This window comes from Paenibacillus uliginis N3/975, from assembly GCF_900177425.1.
Taxonomy (GTDB): Bacteria; Bacillota; Bacilli; order Paenibacillales; family Paenibacillaceae; genus Paenibacillus_AQ; species Paenibacillus_AQ uliginis.
Map to the genome: position 1 here is coordinate 155,767 of NZ_LT840184.1, position 15,452 is coordinate 171,218.

General features: G+C 49.8%; 17 protein-coding genes. 9 read left to right on the forward strand and 8 right to left on the reverse strand.

What is annotated here, in order from left to right:
• Positions 1-72 precede the first annotated feature (72 nt).
• A complete protein-coding gene (locus B9N86_RS00720; protein WP_244562914.1) occupies positions 73-459 on the forward strand; it encodes a MarR family winged helix-turn-helix transcriptional regulator in 387 nt (128 codons plus the stop codon).
• Positions 460-590: 131 nt separating this feature from the next.
• Here the strand turns inward: B9N86_RS00720 and B9N86_RS00725 are convergent, their stop codons facing one another.
• From B9N86_RS00725 to B9N86_RS00750, 6 genes are all read right to left on the reverse strand, one after another.
• Positions 591-1,634, reverse strand: a complete 1,044-nt coding sequence (locus B9N86_RS00725; protein WP_208917270.1) for an LLM class flavin-dependent oxidoreductase — start codon at positions 1,632-1,634, stop codon at positions 591-593.
• A 251-nt stretch (positions 1,635-1,885) separates the two neighbouring features.
• Positions 1,886-3,172, reverse strand: coding sequence for a serine--tRNA ligase (gene serS, locus B9N86_RS00730; protein WP_208917272.1), 1,287 nt, complete (start codon positions 3,170-3,172; stop codon positions 1,886-1,888).
• Positions 3,173-3,458: 286 nt separating this feature from the next.
• Positions 3,459-4,235, reverse strand: a complete 777-nt coding sequence (locus B9N86_RS00735) for an ABC transporter permease (protein WP_208917274.1) — start codon at positions 4,233-4,235, stop codon at positions 3,459-3,461.
• Positions 4,236-4,404: 169 nt separating this feature from the next.
• Positions 4,405-5,103 carry an ABC transporter ATP-binding protein gene (locus tag B9N86_RS00740; protein ID WP_208917276.1) on the reverse strand — a complete coding sequence of 233 codons (699 nt, stop codon included), beginning with the start codon at positions 5,101-5,103 and terminating at the stop codon, positions 4,405-4,407.
• Between the two features lie 82 nt (positions 5,104-5,185).
• Positions 5,186-5,710 (reverse strand): PadR family transcriptional regulator, encoded by a 525-nt coding sequence (locus tag B9N86_RS00745; protein WP_208917278.1) that lies wholly within the window; start codon positions 5,708-5,710, stop codon positions 5,186-5,188.
• Between the two features lie 118 nt (positions 5,711-5,828).
• Positions 5,829-6,155 carry a YnfA family protein gene (locus B9N86_RS00750; RefSeq protein WP_208917280.1) on the reverse strand — a complete coding sequence of 109 codons (327 nt, stop codon included), beginning with the start codon at positions 6,153-6,155 and terminating at the stop codon, positions 5,829-5,831.
• 240 nt (positions 6,156-6,395) lie between these two features.
• Between B9N86_RS00750 and B9N86_RS00755 the strand changes: the two genes are divergently transcribed.
• The 6 genes from B9N86_RS00755 (at position 6,396) to B9N86_RS00780 (ending at position 11,906) form a co-directional block, all read left to right on the forward strand.
• Positions 6,396-7,121, forward strand: coding sequence for a threonine/serine exporter family protein (locus B9N86_RS00755; RefSeq protein ID WP_208920026.1), 726 nt, complete (start codon positions 6,396-6,398; stop codon positions 7,119-7,121).
• A gap of 14 nt (positions 7,122-7,135) precedes the next feature.
• A complete protein-coding gene (locus B9N86_RS00760) occupies positions 7,136-7,585 on the forward strand; it encodes a threonine/serine exporter family protein (RefSeq protein WP_208917282.1) in 450 nt (149 codons plus the stop codon).
• 154 nt (positions 7,586-7,739) lie between these two features.
• Positions 7,740-7,889 (forward strand): hypothetical protein, encoded by a 150-nt coding sequence (locus B9N86_RS00765; protein WP_208917284.1) that lies wholly within the window; start codon positions 7,740-7,742, stop codon positions 7,887-7,889.
• Between the two features lie 247 nt (positions 7,890-8,136).
• Positions 8,137-9,432 carry a GntP family permease gene (locus tag B9N86_RS00770; RefSeq protein WP_208917286.1) on the forward strand — a complete coding sequence of 432 codons (1,296 nt, stop codon included), beginning with the start codon at positions 8,137-8,139 and terminating at the stop codon, positions 9,430-9,432.
• Positions 9,433-9,469: 37 nt separating this feature from the next.
• Positions 9,470-10,660 (forward strand): glycerate kinase family protein, encoded by a 1,191-nt coding sequence (locus B9N86_RS00775; RefSeq protein WP_208917288.1) that lies wholly within the window; start codon positions 9,470-9,472, stop codon positions 10,658-10,660.
• 211 nt (positions 10,661-10,871) lie between these two features.
• Positions 10,872-11,906, forward strand: coding sequence for a CdaR family transcriptional regulator (locus tag B9N86_RS00780; protein ID WP_208917290.1), 1,035 nt, complete (start codon positions 10,872-10,874; stop codon positions 11,904-11,906).
• A gap of 5 nt (positions 11,907-11,911) precedes the next feature.
• On the opposite strand, the gene B9N86_RS00785 is transcribed toward B9N86_RS00780, so the two are convergent.
• On the reverse strand, positions 11,912-12,778 hold the full coding sequence (locus tag B9N86_RS00785; RefSeq protein WP_208917292.1) for a class I SAM-dependent methyltransferase: 867 nt from the start codon (positions 12,776-12,778) through the stop codon (positions 11,912-11,914).
• A gap of 222 nt (positions 12,779-13,000) precedes the next feature.
• On the opposite strand from B9N86_RS00785, the gene B9N86_RS00790 reads away from it, so the two are divergent.
• Entirely contained in the window at positions 13,001-13,732 is a 732-nt protein-coding gene (locus B9N86_RS00790) for an HAD family hydrolase (protein ID WP_208917294.1), read from the forward strand.
• Between the two features lie 99 nt (positions 13,733-13,831).
• Positions 13,832-14,788 (forward strand): class I SAM-dependent methyltransferase, encoded by a 957-nt coding sequence (locus B9N86_RS00795; RefSeq protein ID WP_208917296.1) that lies wholly within the window; start codon positions 13,832-13,834, stop codon positions 14,786-14,788.
• A gap of 60 nt (positions 14,789-14,848) precedes the next feature.
• Here B9N86_RS00795 and B9N86_RS00800 read toward each other — a convergent pair whose 3' ends face one another.
• Positions 14,849-15,331, reverse strand: a complete 483-nt coding sequence (locus tag B9N86_RS00800) for a glutathione peroxidase (protein ID WP_208917298.1) — start codon at positions 15,329-15,331, stop codon at positions 14,849-14,851.
• Positions 15,332-15,452: the final 121 nt, after the last annotated feature.

Sequence of the window (15,452 nt, forward strand, 5' to 3'; positions counted from 1 at the left end):
TTAACACAAAAAGTTATGAGGTGATGGACACTGGACAAAAAAGAGAAATTATCTTACCTGATAGCTTCACATATGAACAGTTTAGTGGTTGGTTTCTCCAAGCTGTTGGACAACGACCTGACGACTTCTCAATATTTTATCCTTCAAATGCTTGCAAGCGAAAATATGTATACGAGTTCTGAGATTGCAAGCGCGTTGGATGTCACTCTTTCAGCTGTAACGAACTTGAGCAACAAGCTCGTCCGCAAAGGGTATGTGGAGCGTATTCCGTCACAGACGGACAGACGAAGTATCTATTTGAAGATTACTGAACAAGGTCTGAACGTTAATGCACAAATGCTAGAGAGGTACAAGGAACTGACCGATGGGTTAGGGTTCGATTTTTCCGAGCAGGAAGTGGATTTGCTCATTGCATCTTACGAAAGAATGATCGAACGTTTACAACAGAACAACCAATAATCGTGACGCTTATAGTTACATACAAACAAAGACCAGCCTATCCCTAGCATGGGGAAAGGCTGGTCTTCTTATATATAAGTAACAGGGCTAATTAGCCTATATTTAGCTATGGAGTTCTGATTCGTAATTAATCAGGGTTTCGTTATGCCGACATCCGCCAGCAATTCATAGGAACGAAGACGGGCTTTATGATCATAAATGGCAGACGCCACAATGATCTCATCCGCATCTGTCATGTCCATGAAGCGATCGAGCTGTTGACGCACTGTAGCCGGGCTGCCGATCGCGGAGAAGCTTAAAGTGCGTCCGACCACGGCTTTTTCCTGTGGGGTCCAGACCGAATCCATGCTGTCGACCGGAGGCTTAAGCTGACCGGTGCGACCACGGATGATGTTCAGAAATTGCTGCTGGGCCGAGGTCGCCAGTCGCTGGGCTTCCTCATCCGTATCTGCACAGATGACATTAACACCAACCATCGCGTACGGCGTCTGCAGTTCTCCGGATGGTTTGAAGTTGCTGCGGTACAGATCAAGCGCGGGAAGTAGATAATCCGGCGCAAAGTGGCTGGCAAACGCAAACGGCAGACCGAGCTGTGCCGAGAGCTGTGCACTGAAGCCGCTAGATCCGAGCAGCCAGATTGGAATATCCAGACCTTCACCCGGAATGGCTCTAACTCTCATTGAGGAGCCGGATGTCGGATGGAAGTAACTACGAAGCTCGCCCAGCCGTTCAGGGAAATCTTGACCGTCGCTGCCGGGGCCACGCCGCAGTGCGCGCGAAGTCAGCTGATCTGAACCCGGAGCCCGACCGAGGCCGAGGTCAATGCGGCCCGGGAACAGGGATTCCAGTGTGCCGAACTGCTCTGCTATGACGAGTGGGGAATGGTTCGGCAGCATGATTCCGCCGGAACCGACCCGCATTTTTTTCGTGCCGGCTGCGATATGCCCAATTACAACGGACGTGGCTGAGCTTGCAATGCCCGGCATGTTATGATGCTCTGCCAGCCAGTAGCGGTGATATCCCCACTGTTCGGCATGCTGTGCCAGCTCGAGCGAGTTTCTCAGCGATACAGCTGCTGTGCTGCCTTCGGTTATCGGAGCCAGATCCAGAATGGATACCGGTATATTTTGAAGCTGCTTGGATGTATGTGAAGAGTTCATATTTTGTTCCGTCATCTAAATAGCCTCCTTAAGATAAGTACTATTTTTTTGTAATACAATAACAATTATATACCTTGTACTGAAATAACCAAAATCCTTTGAATGAAAGGTCAAAACGGTTACTCTGCTCTTTAGATTGACTCAATAAAGGATTGTCATTGGCATGAGAGACACTTTATTTTTATCTTTTATGCCTTCTGTACCGAAATAGCCATGAACAAAGGGACTTCTCAGCGTAGAAGTCCCTTTGTTGTCTAACTTTCATTTTATATTGTCAGCCGCTCCATCCCGTTCAGATAAGGACGGAGAGCTGCCGGGATGGCAATCGATCCGTCCTCCTGCTGATGGTTTTCCAGCAGGGGAATCAGGATACGGGGCGAAGCTACCGCCGTATTGTTCAGCGTGTAGCAGTAACGCAGAGCACCGGTTTTGTCCCGGTATCGGATGTTCGAACGCCGTGCCTGGAAATCAAGCAGGTTCGACGACGAATGGGTCTCTCCATAGGCCCCTCGGCTCGGCATCCATGTTTCAATATCATACTGCTTGTAAGTTTTTTGCGACATGTCTCCAGTGCACACCGCCATAACCCGGTAAGGGAGCTCGAGCAGCTGTAGAAGCTCTTCGGCGTTGGCGGTAATCTCCTGAAGCAGATGCTCCGAAAGCTCTAGACTGGCCTCGCACAGGATGACCTGCTCCACTTTTGCGAACTGGTGAACCCGGTACAGGCCTCGGACATCCTTGCCCGCCGACCCGATTTCGCTGCGGAAGCAGAGCGAGGCGGCAGCAAGTTTGAGTGGTTCGGTAACATCTACCGTTTCACCGCTGTAATACGAGACGAGCGGAACCTCCGAGGTGCCGACCAGCCATTTGTCTTCGTCCGTAATATGAAAGGTCTGGTCTCTGCCAAGCGGGAAGTAGGCCGTATTCATAAGTGCCTCGGTCCGTACCATCAGCGGTACATCGAACAGGGTAAAGCCCTTTTTGACAAGCAGGTCCAGTGCCAGCTGCTGCACAGCCCGGTGAAGCATGACACCAGTACCGGTCAGATAGTAATTCCGGCTGCCGGCAGTTTTGACACCACGAGGAATGTCGATCATTTTGTGCATTTCACCGAGCTCCACATGGTCTCTAAGTGGAAACTCGAACTCTGGAAGCAGACCGACTTTTTTCATCTCTATATTGTCTTGGTCCGAAGCTCCGACAGGGGTGTCCGGCGATACGATGTTCGGCACAAGTGCCAATAGCTCAATGTACGCGGCATCGGTCTCTCGCAGGGTGTTCTCTTGCCCGCCAAGCCGTTCATTGATTTCTTTAACAAGCTGTTTGATATTTTCGGCTTGCTCCCGGTTTCCTTGCCGCATAAGGTTGCTGATTTTCTGTGTGAACCGGTTACGTTCCTGCCGGAGCGCCTCTACTTCTTGCAGCATCGAACGACGTCTCTCGTCCAGATCCATCAGCTCTTTAACCGACAGCTTGATGCCCTTTTGATCCGCTGCCTGCTGAACTTCCGTTTGATTCTCTTTACGTTCCCTTAGCCATTTCATGTCTAACATGGTCACCGCGCTCCTTTGTTTGGATAAAATAAAAAAGCGTCCTAGTCCATATGGGACGAGGGACGCTTTTGCGCTCGCGGTGCCACCCAAATTGATTGAACCGCTAAAGTTTCAGGGTTCAATCCACTTTGATTCCGCGGTAACGGGCGGATCCGGTTAACTTAGGGGGGTATCCCTTGACGAGAACGCCTCGGAGTTGGATGCTCTTCATTGGCCTGATTTCGATATTTGTATCAGTATACCGCAGATATGTTATTTTATTCAAGAGCAAAGCGGAAACCTGTACTCATACCGAGGAAAAATGCTGCTCACGATGTTTACCCGCGCGGCTGGCCGGGCGTTCGCTATCCCAGCGGAAGGTAAATGCAGCCAAGACCAGGCAGACGACGGTAAACCCGGTCAGGATACCGAGCGGCAGTCCTATAGCGGAAAGGGACCCGCCATTGGCCTTTACGGCAATACCCATCGCCTCCACAAGGTAATGAAACGGCTGCAACTGGCCGACGACGCGGACCCATTGTGGCGCTTGCTCCAGGGAATAAAAGGCTTCGCTGGTGAACAGTAACGGAAAGCTCATCAGGTTGGAGATCATGTTGACGTTACTTTCATCACGGGAAAGGTTGGCTGCAATAAATCCGATGGCGGTAAAGCAGACAGTTCCAATAAGAAGTACCAGCAGCATAAGGGCCGATCCGGTTAGGCTGAGTGAGACGCCAAGCAGCAACACGCTGACGATGATTACACATACACTGACGAAAAGTGCCAGCACGGTTCTGGCTCCGGTCATGGCCGTGATGAACGAAAGGGTGGAGAAGGGCGTAGCTCGAAGCAGCTTATAAACGCCGCGGTTACGGTGGGACATTACGTAAAAGGCCGTAACCATGGTCGCGCCAAACAGAACATTAGTGGTCAGTACACCGCTGAGCAGGCGGTCTGAATAGGCCGGATTATCAAAATATAGTCCAAGCCCCACCAGCATGGCGAGCGGAAAAGCGACGTTCCAGACCATCGTATGAATGTCGCGGAATATGCCCCGCAGCATTGTGGTAAGAATCGTAAACATGAACAGGTTCCTCCTTCGTGATTGGCAGCTTTTGCTGCTGTTGTATTCATGATAATTTCAAACATGACATGTGGTCGACCGCCGTCATGCGACACAGCACTGCGCTCTAGGAGCTTCGCGCGGTGAGATTTGAAAAAACTCCGTACACTGAACTGAAGCCACCTCCAGCTTAGGCCTCTGTTAATGAGATATACAGCTCCTCCAGACTTTCAGCCCCGTGTGTGGACAGCAGGAATTCGGGTGAGCCTTCCGCTTGGATTTTGCCGTTACAGATCAGAAGTATGCGCTGTGCAAGCTTATTTACTTCTTCCATGTCATGTGAAGTGAACACGATGGAGGTGCCGGCATCAGCCAGCGACCGGATCAGCTCGCGGATTTCGCGGCGGGCACGGGGATCAAGGGAGGCCGTTGGTTCATCGAGGAACAGCAAATTCGGATCGTGCACAAGCGCCATGGCGATGGCAAGCCGCTTCTGCTGCCCGCCAGATAACCGCAGGGCATCCGTCTTGGCAGCATCAGCCAGTCCGCAGCGTTCCAGGTGGGGCATGAGCTGATGATCTTTCAGCCGCAATCCATAGAAGGCGGCGAACATCCGCAGGTTCTCAAGTGCTGTAAAGCCGGGAAAGAAGGGGGTTGACTGCAGCTGTAAGCCGATGTGGCGGGAAGGCTGAGAAGTCCAGTACGTAACGGACCCGTCATCCGGACGCCGGAGCCCAAGTATGAGATCCAGCGTTGTTGATTTTCCGGCACCGTTTGGTCCGATGATTGCCAGTACCTCACCCTCCCGGATATCCAGATGAATTCCGTTGACGACATGCTTGTGACCATAGGTTTTAACTAAACCATGGGCCTGAATTAATGTTTTCATTCTTTATCACTCCTTTAACCAATGTTTATTATCCAATGTTGGATATATGCTTAAAATAAAAGCCGCAGAGTAGTAGCGGCCTTTATTTCTGTACGAGAGATATTACCTGCCTAAGGAACTTTGCATCCTGGTCCAACAGGGCAATCGCGTTATCAAAGGTAGCTATGGCAATAGGAGTAAGTCCATATTGGCTTTTGATCTCTTTGCCTAATCGCCACTGGGCCAGCGATTCCTCTACCTGCTTCAGGTTCTGTTCCAACAAGCTGACGGCCTCGGAGACAGGGATGTTCTCAATCCAATTGAGTCCCAGTGAGAAGTCTGACTTGGCTGAATGGGGAGGCAGGGTGAGCGTCTCCCGGATCATGCGCTGAAACAGTGACTCGCCATCCTCTGTAATGCTGTATATTTTACGGATCCTGGCGCCGGTTCGTTCTTCAGCCGTGGTAACGATCAGTCCTTCGCTCTCCATTTTGTTCAGTGCGTAGTAGATGGAGCCGGAAAGTACGTTAGCCCACACATCCATTCTGCTGGTCTGAATCAACTGCTGAATTTCATAGCCGTGCATCGGACGCTGGCGCAGGAAAGAGAGCAGAATAAGATTGGTCACGTCATAACTTCCTTCCTGATGGGTTCATGAGTGAAATAATGTATATCCAACGTTGGATATACGGTGTTATCTGGATTATAGAACGTCATGGATATCTTTGTCAATGCTATATTAATGCCTAATGCCTCGGAGCCCCAAGCATAATGGCAACGCCAACGAGACAAACGGCTGCCCCAATCCAGTCATACGTATCGGGCATCTTTTTGTCGATTCCCCATCCCCATAAGACCGAAAGAATGATAAACAAGCCACCATACGCAGCATACACTCTTCCGAAGTCCGGGAATTTCTGAAGCGTAGGAAGAATTCCATACACGACGAGCACGACAGCCCCGATAATCCCGTACCAGTATGGCCGTCCTTCGCGCAGCCACAGCCACACCAGATAACCCCCGCCGATTTCAGCGAGTCCTGCCAGCAGAAAAATAATGATGGAATGTATCATATTTCACCTTACCTATCACAAAAATGTATGTTCGTATTCAAGCCTGGTGATTCAGTTATGCCATATGTTAAGGCCGATGATAAAAATATGCAAAGTATGTTTTTTAGGAGCGCTTTTTCACCCTGTAGTTTCACGGTGCTTATCCCCGGCAAAAATACTATAATAAAGGCAAGTTCTTGACGAGTGACCATAGATCAGGGAGGTACGGGATTGGACGAGCTGCAACGGGAACATGAAATTATGAAAGTCTGCCTCCTCGCCGGCAAAATTATGCTGCAAAGCGGAGCAGAGACGTACCGCGTGGAGGATACGATGATGCGGATCGCCGCATCCTACGGTGTGGACAATAGCCACAGTTATATGACACCAACAGGCATTATTTTTTCAGTGGAGGAGCCGCAGCATATTACGAGGCTGATCCGGATTTCAGAACGTACCACCAACCTATATAAAATTGATCGGGTTAACACGATATCCAGGAGCATTAGCCTGGGCGAGCTGACCATTTCGGAGGCACATCGCTCACTTCAGGAAGTGGAACGAGCGAAGCCGAACTATCCGATGTGGCTTCTTATCCTCATGGCGACCATTTCTAGCGGTTGCTTCCTGATCATGTTCAAGGGAACCTGGCATGATTTTATTCCGGCTGCGATCGCCGGTGGTCTTGGATTCTCCTGCTCGGTCTTTTTGCAGCGGGTCATTCCCGTCCGCTTTTTCTCGGAGTTTTCCGGAGCGCTGATGATCGGACTTGCCGCTGTGTGGATGGTGAAGAACGGCTTTGGTCGGCAGATCGATGTCATTATTATCAGCTCGGTGATGCCGCTTGTCCCGGGTCTGCTCATTACGAATGCGATACGTGATCTGATGGCCGGGCATCTCATCTCGGGGTTGTCCAAGGGAGCAGAAGCGTTTATTACCTCGTTTGCTATTGGCGCGGGTATTGCGTTTATGCTGTCATTTTACTGAAAGGGGGAGGCGACATGTTCATGATATACCTACAACAGATCATAACCAGTTTTATCGCCTCCGCTGCTTTCGGCATGATCTTTAACGCGCCTCGAAAAGCGCTGATGCAGTGTGGCTTCGCCGGTATGGTCGGATGGATGCTGTACATCTGGCTACAGGACATGGAGGTGAAGGCGGTGACGGCGACGGTGGTCGCAGCCTTTTGGGTGACGATGATCAGTTACGTTTTCGCCAAGAAATACAAAACGCCTATCATCGTCTTCAGTGTGTCCGGTATTATTCCGCTTGTCCCGGGAGGCCTCGCCTACAATGCGCTGCGCTACGTCGCTCAGGACCAGTACGATCTTGCCGTTCAGTTCGGAGCCCGGGCGTTCATGATTTCCGGAGCGATCGCGGCGGGCCTTGTACTCGCGGAAGTGACAAACCAGGTGATCAAGAAGATCGCATGGGCTCGGCGTCCATAGAGGAACAACTGTCCGCAGTTTCTGGCTTCAAAGCGGGTGGAATCTGCCCATCATCGAAAATTTTCAAAATATTACTAAATTTAGTAAACTTCCGTCTCATTACTTGTGTTATACATAATAATACCCTAGACGGAAAGGATGCAGGTGATGGGCCGTGAACGAGAAAGAACTGCTGAACAGGAAGGTTATCGTATATTCCTTACTCAGTGCGCTTGTTGTTCTTGCCGGCAGCCGTGCTCGAAACATAAAGTGTACCCGGGATAACAAGAAAACTGCGGAGATGGAATGCCATCAGCAAAAGTAAATGCAACAGTGAAGTACTTATATACAAGTACAGGCCGGGGAAGAATACTCCGGTCTGTTTCTACGTATAAGGGAAAATCAAACTTTGTAACTTACATCACTATTGTGCATATGCACAATAAAATACGTTATGACATCAATAGAATTGACCCCTCATAGTGTTTATACTTAATCCTGTAAGCGTCATCAATTCCATGGAGAATGACAAACATGAAGAGCACCTAAACTTTGCTGAGGAGGCAAACAACATGGATGGGACAGTTATTCATTGGGGCGGAGCCGTTATCGGTCTGATCTTAGCCATTGTACTTATTTTCAAAAAAGTAAACCCGGTCTACGCCTTGTTTGGAGGCGCTGTCATTGGCGGTCTCCTGGGCGGAGCGTCGATTGATCTGACCGTACAGTATATTATCGAAGGAACAAACAGTGTCATGGGTGCGGTTGTACGTGTCCTGGCAGCCGGTGTGCTCGCAGGTATTCTGATTGAATCCGGTGCAGCCGAGCGAATAGCCGAAACGATTGTCGCCAAGCTGGGCGAAAAGAAAGCGCTTTTATCGATTGCGTTGGCCACGATGATCATTACCGCGGTAGGGGTATTTATTACCGTAGCGATTATTATCGTAGCACCGATCGCATTGTCCGTCGGCAAAAAAATCGGTATTTCTAAAACAGCACTGCTGCTTGCTCTGGTTGGCGGCGGTAAAGCGGGGAATATCATTTCCCCGAACCCGAACACGATTGCAGTAGCGAAAGGATTTGACGTGGATCTGGCGCAGGTCATGATCAACGGATTTATTCCCGCAGTTGCGGGCCTTATCGTAACCGTTCTGGTAGCCAAGATGCTAACGAACAAAGGCGTCATGGTATCAGACACGGATCAGGTGGATGATGGAGCATCCAAGAAAGAGAAGCCGAGCTTCGGCCGTTCCATGGTGGCACCGATTGTAGCTATCGTGCTGCTTGCCCTTAACCCGATTGGCAGCATTCTGGACATCGAAGCGCTGAAGGCGTTTAAGATCGATTCGATGATCATTTTGCCAGTAGCTGGCATCATCGGCCTGATCGCTATGAAGCAGACGAAACATATTATTACCTTTACAACCTCCGGTTTGAACAAAATGACAGGCACCGCCATTATTCTGATTGGAGCAGGCGCAATTGCCGGTATAATCTCCAAATCAAATTTGAGCGCAGTTGTCGTTGATACGATTGAAGTGATGGGTGTTTCCGGTACATTTCTTGCACCGCTGGCCGGTATTTTGATGGGGGCGGCTACGGCGTCGACATCCACGGCATCGATTGTAGCGGCAGGATCATTTGGTGAAGCGATATTGTCGATGGGTACGGCTCCACTGAGCGCAGCGGTTATGGTACACACGGGTGCTACTGTTATTGACCATCTGCCGCACGGCAACTTCTTCCACGTCACCGCAGAATCCGTGAAGATGAGCATTAAGGAACGGATGAAGCTGATCCCTTACGAAAGTATTGTCGGTTTGACGATGGCGATTGTCGCTACGATTCTGTACGGATTTATATTTTAAGAAGCTGTAATTTTTAAAGAGATGGGTGGGACTATAGATGAAAAATGATTTCGTAATCGTACTGGCACCGGACTCCTTTAAAGAGAGCATGACAGCCAAAGAAGTGTGCGAAGCGATGGAACGGGGAATCCAGAAGGCTAATCCAGCGATCACTTGCATCCATGTACCGATGGCGGATGGTGGTGAGGGGACGATGCAGTCCCTTGTAGATGCAACAGGGGGTACCATTCATACGATGAAGGTGAAAGGGCCTTTTGGCAACGAAGTGGAGGCTTTCTACGGAATATCGGGTGATGGTGAGACAGGTGTTCTGGAGATGGCTAGTGCAAGCGGTATCCATCTCGTATCCCCGGAGAGCAGAAATCCGCTGGTTGCAACAACTTACGGTACAGGTGAGCTGATCAAGGCGTGTCTGGACCACGGTGTCCGCAACCTCTTGATCGGGATCGGCGGCAGTGCAACGAACGATGGCGGAGCGGGCGTGGTTCAGGCACTGGGCGGCAAACTGTTGGATAGTGAAGGAATAGAACTTCCTTTTGGTGGCGGCCAGCTGGGCAGGCTTGCAAGCATCGATCTAACTCACTTTGATCCGCGGCTTCAGGACATCATGGTGGAAGTGGCCTGTGATGTAACCAATCCGCTGTGCGGACCCAAGGGAGCGTCCCATGTGTTTGGCCCGCAAAAGGGTGCAACACCGGAGATGATTGAACAGCTTGATGATAACCTCCGCAATTACGCGAATGTTATTAAGCGTCAGATGAACAGGGACATTGTTGATGTACCGGGCGCCGGTGCAGCTGGCGGACTTGGGGGAGGATTGATGGTATTCCTAAACGGTGTATTGAAAAAAGGAATCGACATGGTCATTGACTATACCGGACTTGAAGAAAAGGTGCAGCAGGCGGATATGGTGTGGACTGGAGAGGGCGGCATGGACTTCCAGACTCAGTACGGAAAAACCCCACTTGGTGTGGCGATCGTGGCGAAGAAATACAATAAACCCGTCGTAGCTCTAGCCGGACGGATTGGTGATCAGATCGAAGTGCTGTACGATAAAGGCATTGATTGTATTTTCGGAATTATGCCGGGTGCAGCCACAATAGAGGAAGCTTTGGCTAATGGACAGGAAAATGTGGAGAGAACGTCCGAGAACGTGACACGACTGATGCTGTCGCTAAACGGATTGAAACAGCCGGTGATCACTGAAGCCGGAGAGAGAACGAAATAGAGCGCTTTAGAGTAAATAGATATGCAGTAAGATGATGTACTTCAAGAAGCTGGCCGCACATCGGTCGGCTTCTTGCCGTATTCAGCAGGCTGTCGAAAAGCGGTCTGTCTACTGTGAAGATACATCGATCGACGTTTTTCTTATGCGTAAAACGTGTAAACTACGGAGTAGATGTGTAGGCGGAGAACCTGACACTGATAGGAGGCGCAGCATGAAGTTATCCAGACCGCTTGCAGAGAGAATTGCCAATGAGATGATGAACGTCATTCCTTATAATATCAATGTGATGGACGAGAATGGCACCATTATAGGGAGCGGAGACCCGAAGCGTATTGGGACGTTTCATAATGGAGCTTTAAAAGCCATTCATTCAGGCCGGGTTAATGAGGTGTACGAGGTAGGCGGAGGCATGATGCCCGGCGTCAATGAACCGATTATGATGGACGGTGTCATCATTGGTGTTGTTGGCATTACTGGACATCCGGATGAGGTCCGGCCTTTTAGTAAGCTGCTTAAAGTAACGGTGGTTTTGCTTATTGAACAGGAAGTACAGAATAAGAGAAAGCAGGATGAGAGGCAACGTCGGGAAAAGTTCTATCATGAACTGTCCTACCGAAAGACTGCTTATGATCAGGATTTTCTGGAAAGGGCCAAGGATTATGGTTTGGATCTTACCCGGAAGAGTCAGGCGATTCTTGTTCATGGCGCATTGAGCGGCCGGGAGTTCCGTCATTTAGTTCAGGAGTATTCCCATTACTGGAATCTGGAGAATGACAAGACGGTGTTTTTTATGACGGATCATTTCCGGTCAAAGGAATTGCTGGAGAGGCTTCTGGATATTAATGGGATTGTGCGTATTGGTGTAGGCCAAGTTGAGGAACTGGCGGCGCATTCGCTGGAACAGGCTTCATTGGCGATGGAAACAAGCGCGAAGATCAATCCGTCCCGCTCAATAAACCGCTACGATGATCTCAAGTTCATCATTCAGCTGTCTCATGAAGACCGAAAAGAGCTTGGTGCTGTATATAACGTGCTCCACCAGAACGGGGACAAGCTGGGACTGATAGAGACACTGCAGGTATATATTGCAGAGAACGGAGACCATAACCAAACGGTCAAGCGGCTGAATATTCACCGCAACACGCTGAATTATCGGTTAAACCGGATCAGGCAACTGACCGGAAAGGACCCTCGTTCCCTGATTGAACTGTTCGAACTGCTGTGCGGGTTAATGTGGAGACCATAATCTCCTCATTTGATACCGAGTCGCATCCGGTAGCTGAACATAACCTCCCGGGTCTCTCCGTGAAAATATTCCTCTACCTGCTTTCTAAAGGCATCTATCGCCGGATTGAGCTCCTGTATTCCAAGGCGCAACAGAGTTTGAACTCCTCCCTGGCTAATGGCAAGGCCAACATATCTTTCTGCGGTGCATGGTTCCATATGATGAAAGACGATTTCTTTGGCAAAACGAAACAGTCCACTCTCCCGGATATGTTTCAAATGTTCGTTTTTGTTCCATTTATGAGCCTTCCTGCCCTCCTCTATATGCCGATCGATGATGATTTCGCTGAACTCAATCAGCTCATGATAGGATTGCTCAATCGGCCAGTGCAGGCTTGGAGGCCAGTCACAGTCATAGACAGCAAAAATACCCTCTGGACGTAATATTCTTGCCGCTTCTTTAAGTGTGCTTGCCGGCTCCATCCAATGAAAGGATTGCGAACAAGTAATGATATCCACAGAGCTTGCCTCGAGTCCAATTTGGTTGAAGTAGCCGGCAGCGAACGAGATATGTTCCGTGTTATCCTGCTCTTGAAGTTTCTCCTCCGCTTTACCCCGCATGTCGTCGTTCGGTTCAATGCCGATGATCCGTTCCGCTTCGTCCTTCCATACAAAAGAAGATAATCCTGTACCACAGCCGAGATCGACGACAAGCGAAGGCTTTTGCTGCAGATAGCCTGTCAAAATATTAATGACCTGTTCAGGTGCCTCTGGACGGTACTGGTCGTAGGTGTTCTCGTATCCCGAGAATCGCTCCACATTGCTCTGCCGGTTGCCTTCGGGAATGTGCCGAGGGTCCGCACCGGAGCCCAGCGGTTTTGAATGGTTATCCATTGTCTTTTCATCTCCTCACACGGTTTGAACGACTTCGAGCTTAGCTTACGCCCCGGTTAAAGGGACGCTTCTCCCTCCATATTATTAATTATAGCAGAGCTTCTGAATTCCGAATGTATTGTTCTATCACTCACCCCCATTTTTGCAGGTAGCAAGCAGCGAGGCCGTGAAAAAGGTACAATAAAAGGATACTAAACGGATAGTGCAGAGAGAGGGAACAATATGAAACTGGACAAAAGTAAAAAAGCCGTCTTTTTTGATGTGGACGATACATTATATGATCATCTGACCCCGTTCCGCAGGGCCCTCGAGACAATTGCCCGGCCGAAGGAGGGCTTTCCGTATGAGGCAGCCTATCACCGACTGCGTTATTACAGCGACATGCTGTCGCTGGAGCTCGGAGGCGCTGGTTCGGACGACTACGAGAGCGCCGTGGAGGATATGAGACGCCGTCGTTTTCAGCTGGCTTTACAGGAATTCGATATCGAGCTTAGTCCGGAGCAGGCGGAGCGCATGCAAGCGGCCTATATCGGATGCCAGTATGAGATTGATATGTTTGAAGGCGCGCGGGAGCTGCTGCAGCGTCTGGCCGATGATGGTCATGTCGTTGGACTGATCACGAACGGGCCGCTGGAACATCAAATGAACAAAATTGCGGCGATGAATCTCGGGAGTATCATCCCGGCAGATCGGTTATTCGTGTCCGGAGATGTCGGCTGGGACAAGCCGGATCAACGTATTTTTGTTCATGTGAACGAGCGCACCGGAACAAGCCCGGAGCATAGCTATTATATTGGGGATTCATGGCGTAATGACGTCATCGGTGCACTGGCAGCAAGCTGGAACGTGATCTGGTTTAACCACCGGGGGACAACGCCTGAGTCAGAGCACACTCCGCATCACACCGCAGGAAGCTATACAGAACTGGCACAAATCTTGGAGACAGCTCTGTAGTAGTGAAGGCTCATGAGTGTGATTTGCCACTGCTGGCGGCATTCCCATGTTCCACTTATGCCTTCTCGGGCATAAGCTGTACAGAAGGGGGCGGGCGTCTTGAGAATCGACCTTGGGTGCGGCAGTGACAAGCATGCCAATTGTACCGGAATCGATATCCAACCAGGGAAGAATGTCGATATTGTTCATGATTTTGAACAGTCTATTCCACTGTTGGATGATGCGGTTTCCTTTGTCATGGCGAGCCGCAGTCTGGAATATTCCCGTGATTTGCTCACCGTGATGAGGGAAATATACCGGGTCTGCGAGCATAAAGCGCTGGTCTGCATCTTGGCTCCTTATTCTCGGTCCGCCCTTCACATCGCGAATCCGGCAATCCAGACCTATTTCAATGAATATACACCGTTCTACTTGACCTCTAAAGGGTATCACAGAGACCTAGAGATGACCTTTGGATTTACGCCGAATTATATCCCGGAGGAGGCGCCAGGACTTGGGTTTCGCCTTCTTCGAATGGAAATGTTCTATTTCCCGGATGTGAGAGCGACGTACAAAATACCGGACCGTGAGGAAATAAGGCAGTCACTCATCGACGTGGCGGATGAAGTTATGTATCACTTTATGGTTGTCAAAAAACCGGTGACGAACCTGGAGTGTTGTGTGCTTGCAGCCAGTAAACTGGAGGAGCCGAATCGGATAGCGGAGTGGAGGCGAAGGGAGCTTTCTACGTCGGCGACTTCGCAAATTCCGCGGGAGACTTTCGACAATCCACTGTATATCGAACTTGCAGAACCTGAAGACACGGGTTCGACCATTAAACCGGCTGGCAAACCGCCTTCATCGGCCGCTAAAAGAAAAGGGGCATTAAAGATGAAGAAGGGCAAAAAACGAAGCAGGCTGATCCGCGTCAAAAGCGTGGCTCGTGAGGGAGGTGACCCTTCGCTTCAGCGTAATACATCAGCATCTCACGTTTTGTTCGATATCCGCGATCTGTATATAGGAGCTGCCTGGCGCGCTATACGGCAGTCCGGGGAATCAGACGGATCCATAGGTTAAGATACGGAAATGCCTCGCCCTTTTGTTCAGGGGCAAGGCATTTTTGATTTGGATTTGTGATTAGCTGTTAAGTAGAGTTTTGATATGGCTCTCGATCTTCTCTGGTGTATCTGCTGGCGCGAAGCGCTTGATGACTTTTCCGTCCCGATCTACGAGAAATTTGGTAAAATTCCACTTGATCCGTTTCGTACCGAAAGTGCCTGGAGCCTCGGAAGCCAAATGCTTGAACAGCGGGTGTGCACTGTTACCGTTGACATCAATCTTGGCGAATAAAGGAAAGGTGACCCCATGATTGAGCTTGCACGCTTCAGCAATGTCGGAGTTGTTCGCGAGCTCTTGATTCATAAACTGGCTGCTCGGAAATCCGAGTACGGCCAGACCTTTATCGTGGAACGTTTCATGGAGCTTCTCCAGACCGCTGAACTGCGGAGCAAAACCGCATTTGGTTGCCGTATTGACGATCAGCATGACTTGACCCTTATAGGGCTCCAGCGTTTGCTGCTTTCCGCTGATGTTGGTAACCTCGAAATCGTAAATGGACATGAGTGGCTGCTCCTTTTCTTCTGAATGATGTTGGTCCCAAACAACCGCCAAACATACAAGTTTATTTTTTTGCTAAAGAAAATATGTAATTTCTATGGACGAGATTCATAGAGTATGGTTT